We start from the raw sequence: 4,910 nt of genomic DNA, 5'->3' as shown, positions 1-4,910 counted from the left end.
CTGCTTCAAACACAATCGAGCACGCCGGGTCGATAACCAGTTCTAAAAAAGCGATATGTATAGGTGCTAACAAAAGTGGCAAGCCAAATAGCAATGGCAAAATGGAAAGCCCGATAATCGGCACGTGTACCGCCAAGGTGTAAATAATGGCTAGCCGCAGATTGCTAAAAATGCGTCTACCCAAACTAATTGCAGTCACAATCGAAGTGAAGTCATCATGCAGCAGCACAATAGACGCTGCTTCACGTGCCACATCGGTGCCGCGATTACCCATGGCAATGCCAATGTGTGCGGCTTTGAGCGCAGGTGCATCGTTCACGCCATCACCGGTCATGGCAACCACTTCGCCTTGTGCTTTTAAGCATTCCACAATATTCAATTTTTGCTGCGGGGTCACGCGTGCAAATACATTGGTGCGCGCTATTTGTTGCTGCATGTTTTGTGCATCCATTGCCGCAATTTCCTTGCCGCTTAATATCTGGCTGCAATCAATGCCTGCCTGCATGGCAATCGCTTTGGCTGTGGTGGGGTAGTCACCGGTAATCATCATGACACGAATGCCGGCTTGATGGCACTGGGCAACAGCTGCTTGCACATTGTCACGCAAGGGGTCGGCTAAACCCACCAAGCCCACCAACTCAAAAGCAAAGTCGTTTTGAAGTTCAGGCCAAGATAAATGATTGGCATGGCGTGCCTTGGCGACGGCAAGTACGCGCAAGCCTTTGATTGCCATAGCCTCAGCGCTATGCATCAAATCATTGTGCTGTTGGCTGTTAAGCCGACATAGTGTTGCAATGGCCTCTGGCGCACCTTTAGTGGCAACTGTGTCATGGCTATTTTCTAAATTGCGCCATAGGTGTGACATGGCGAGTAATTCAGGTGAGAGCTCATATTCACGTGCCAGCTCCCAACCTGCATGTTCACGTTTTACATCATCCAAATGCGTTTGTGCCAAGCGGTGAAACGCGAGTTCCATCGGGTCGTTAGGGGCAATTTCACTTGCCAGTAATGCATATTCAATCAGTTCAAGAAAGTTTGTAGATACGCTATGCGGCAACAAATGATGCGCATCCAGTGTTTCACCTGCAACAGATAAGGCCGCAACTTCCATGCGATTTTCTGTGAGTGTGCCCGTTTTATCCACGCACAGCACTGTGGTTTCTCCCAGCGTTTCGATGGCGTTCAAGCGGCGCGTTAGCACCTGATGTGCGGCAATGCGCCGCGCACCTAGCGCAAAAAACACAATCATAATCACTGGCAGTTCCTGCGGAATCAGGCTCATTGCCAGCACAATGCCACTGAGTAAGCCTTGCAGCCAACCACCTCTTAACACCCAATATAAAACAGTGAGCAATAAACTCGCGCTGATGCCCAAAATCACCAGGCGCTTGGTGAGCAAATTAATTTCGTCACGCAACGGTGACGATTCCATACTGATGTCTTGCAGAGATTGGCCGATTTTGCCTAATTCGGTATCGCTACCAGTGGCGCTGACATGCACCAAGCCCTGTCCGCGCACGGTGAGTGAGCCGGCGTATACTTTGGAAATGTCGGCAGTTTTGCTCACCATTTCTGATTCGCCAGTGAGCAGTGATTCATCCACCGCAAGTTCATGTGCTTCTAGCACCACACCATCTGCAGCAATACGATCACCTTCGGCCAACATTAAAATATCGCCACGCACTACTTGCTGGCCGGCGATGCGCACTGGAATGCCGTCACGAATGACCAATGCGCGTGGGCTAGATAAATCTCGCAACGCTGCCAGTGTGGTTTCGGTTTTGCGGGTTTGTATGATGCTAATTGCCATGATGATGACCACAAAGCCTAATAACACGTAAGCTTCGCGGCTGTCGCCCATGGCGTAATAGATTGCGCCTGAGCCGAGTAACAGCAAAAACATCGGCTCGGCAGCCACTTCTAAGATAGTACTCAGTAGATTATCGCGCTGATCGGTGTTGAGTTCGTTTGGGCCATCAGCGGCTAAACGCTTAGCCGCTTCGCTGGAGCTGAGGCCAGAGATGGGGAGATTAGACATGTAAATGAGGTCTTATTGGATGCGCATGTTGAAATGCAATTTTAAGTAAACTCAAACCCTGCGTTGAGGATTTCAAGGCAAGCATCAACAGCGAGTGCGTCATATAAAGTGCCACGATTATTTTTAATTTCATCTATGGCCGCTTGCAAGCCTAAAGTTGGACGATACGGACGGTGTGAGGCGATTGACTCCACCACATCCGCCACTGCCACAATACGTGCTTCTAGCAATATCGCATCCCCACGTAAGCGGTTGGGGTAACCAGTGCCATCCACACGCTCATGGTGTTGGTGCGCGATTTCAGCAATGGGCCAGGGAAATTGAATATCTTTCAAAATATTAAAGCCCATGGTGGCATGCTCGCGTACTAACTGCATTTCAACCGGCGTGAGTTTTGATGGCTTGCTTAATATTTCAGCAGGAATGCCAATTTTTCCGATATCATGGATCATGGCCCCCAAACGCACGCCATGAATACGGTTCTCGTCTAAGCCCATTTTGCTGGCGATGCTACATGCCAAATCTGCCACTCTGCGTTGATGGCCGCCAGTGTAAGGGTCACGCAATTCTACCGCCATGGTGACGGTGTGGATGGTGCCTTCTAAGGCATTCTCAAGTACTTTTTGGTGTTCAAGTAAGGTTTGTTGTGCTTGTTTGAGTGTGGTGACATCTTGCACAGTGCCTTTGATTTTAATTGGCTTGTTGTCGCTGTCGTACACCACTTCATATTTTTGCTGTACGTATTTAATGTGGCCGTTATTACCGACAATTCGATATTCAATCTGCTGTGGGCTATGGCTGTTTAGGCTAGCTGCATATGCAGCTTTTACAAGATGAACGTCTTCGGGGTGAGTGCGTTTGAGCAAAGCGGCTTGCGTGCCGGGGAAATCATACTGATTCAATTCATAAATTCTATACACTTCATTAGAGCAAGTGATTTGTTGCGTCGCGATATCTTGTTCCCAATGTCCTAGATGCGCCATGCGCTGGGCTTCGGCCAGTTTATGCTCACTCTCGCGCAATGAGTCTTCAGCGTGTTTGCGGTCGGTAATGTCTAACGAAGTACCCAATAAATGTGTTGCCTGATTGTTTTTATCGTAAAGACCAATTTTAAAAGTATGTAACCAACGTATATCGCCGTTAGCCGTTTTGACTTTTTCTTCTAGCGTTTCAAGTAACTGATGGCTTTGCAATACAATGCGATCGTTTTGGGTAAAGCTGTCCGCCTGCTCTTTGGGGAAAAGGTCATAATCGTTTTTGCCAATCAAATCTGCGCGCGCATATCCCAACAAAGCCTCACCAGCTCTATTGAACATTTCAAAGCGCAGGTTTTTCGCGTCTTTAAGAAACACCATGACCGGGATGTTTTCAATAATAGAGTCCAGTAGTCTTTGAGAAGTTTTTAATTCATCTTTGATTAAAAGTTGCTCTGTAATATCTATAAAAGTGATCACGCCACCTTTAATCTCACCTTCCAATATCACTGGATAAGCCCAATAAGTCACTGGAAAGAATTCACCATTTTTGCGGCCGAACATTTCATGCTCAACATGTACGGATTTTCCGTCATGCAGTCCTCTTAGGATTCGGCACTCTTCTTTTAGGCATATCGTGCCATCTTTATGTGAGTGCTTCATCAGGCTATGCATTTCTTCGCCTAACAGTTCTGACTGCTGATTAAAGCCTAATATTTCAATGCAAGCGTCATTGGCAAAAGTGCATCGACCATCTAGGTCTACACCATAAATCGCATGGGCAATGGAGTTGGTGAGTAATGTGACTTGGGCTTCACTTTCTTCTATCGTCAGTATGGATTGCTTTTGGCGCCTGCCACCTATGAATAAGCCAAATAAGCCTAGCCCCCAAATCAAGCTGTGACCCAATATGAGCGAGTTGCGTTCTGCGTTTGCGGCGGCAATTACCTTGTCTATGGGCAGGGCAATGCTAACGCCACCGCGAATGTCACCGACTTTATCGCCATAGCGTGCATGACATTTTAAGCAATAACCATCGGTGACCATGGGGCGCATAAAGCGGAAATAGGTTTTGCCATCCGGGGTAATATCTATGGTGGCTTTTTCTTTCACGCCTTTTGCAAATGACTCTAGTGCGTCGGTCTCCCATGCGTCTGCTTGGTTCATGGGGTTGATTGGTTTTAGGCTGGAAATATGCAGCTTTACTTCAGCGCCACTGGCTGCCATGTTTTCTTGTATTAACCTGAATACATAAGATGAATTCAGCAGAGTAAGCTCTTTGCCGCTGGGCGTTTTAATATCTCTATCCACAATGTGGCTGAGCCATGGGCTACGCGGCGTCCTGTCGGTTACCGGTACATAAACGCCACCGTTATGAATAATCCAGTTGCGGTATTCCATGTTGATGGAGTGAATCGCCTCAACTTGCGCTTTGAGTTGGGTGTTATTGGTATGTGATTGCTGACGTAAATTCCAGATTAAAGAGGCTGCAACGATCAGCGTCCATGCCAGCATGATGGTTTTGAGATTGCGTTTAAGCTGAACTAGCTGTGAAATGGTGCCAGATTTAACCATGCTTTAACTCATTATTTTTTATGATTATTTTTACATACTTAAAGTCATTCTAGTCTTTGGCTGACAAAATATCCACAATATTGTTAATGTTATGTGCCGCAAAAGGTTTTGTACTGGCTATCGAGCGCAGATGATGGCGCTAGCGTGTATTTTTCTTCTAGTGTGTCTGTAGTGTAAGGCGAAGCTAGCACAGATAACAACTTTTCTAGCAAGGTCATGTTGTTGTCATCTACAGCTGCATCTAATGCCTCTTCTACCAAATGATTGCGTGGAATCACTGCCGGATTATTCTGCTGCATTAATTGTGCGGATTGTGCGAAATC

Annotated in this window: 2 protein-coding genes and 1 pseudogene; all 3 read right to left on the bottom strand. The window is 46.9% G+C overall.

The window, feature by feature from the left end; all coding sequences use genetic code 11:
- On the bottom strand, window positions 1-2,038 hold a 2,038-nt coding region (locus B7Y67_RS10790; protein WP_293598645.1), incomplete at its 3' end, for an HAD-IC family P-type ATPase.
- 41 nt (window positions 2,039-2,079) lie between these two features.
- Window positions 2,080-4,527 (bottom strand): HD domain-containing phosphohydrolase, encoded by a 2,448-nt coding sequence (locus B7Y67_RS10785; protein ID WP_293598646.1) that lies wholly within the window; start codon window positions 4,525-4,527, stop codon window positions 2,080-2,082.
- Between the two features lie 149 nt (window positions 4,528-4,676).
- A pseudogene (locus B7Y67_RS10780) lies at window positions 4,677-4,910 on the bottom strand (hypothetical protein); the annotation flags it as partial.

This window comes from Polynucleobacter sp. 35-46-11, from assembly GCF_002281105.1.
This window is presented reverse-complemented; position numbering and strand designations above follow the sequence as displayed.

Excerpts from the sequence above, each read along its gene's own strand:
- B7Y67_RS10785 (WP_293598646.1), bottom strand. The coding sequence starts at position 4,527 with ATGCTGGCATGGACGCTGATCGTTGCAGCCTCTTTAATCTGGAATTTA.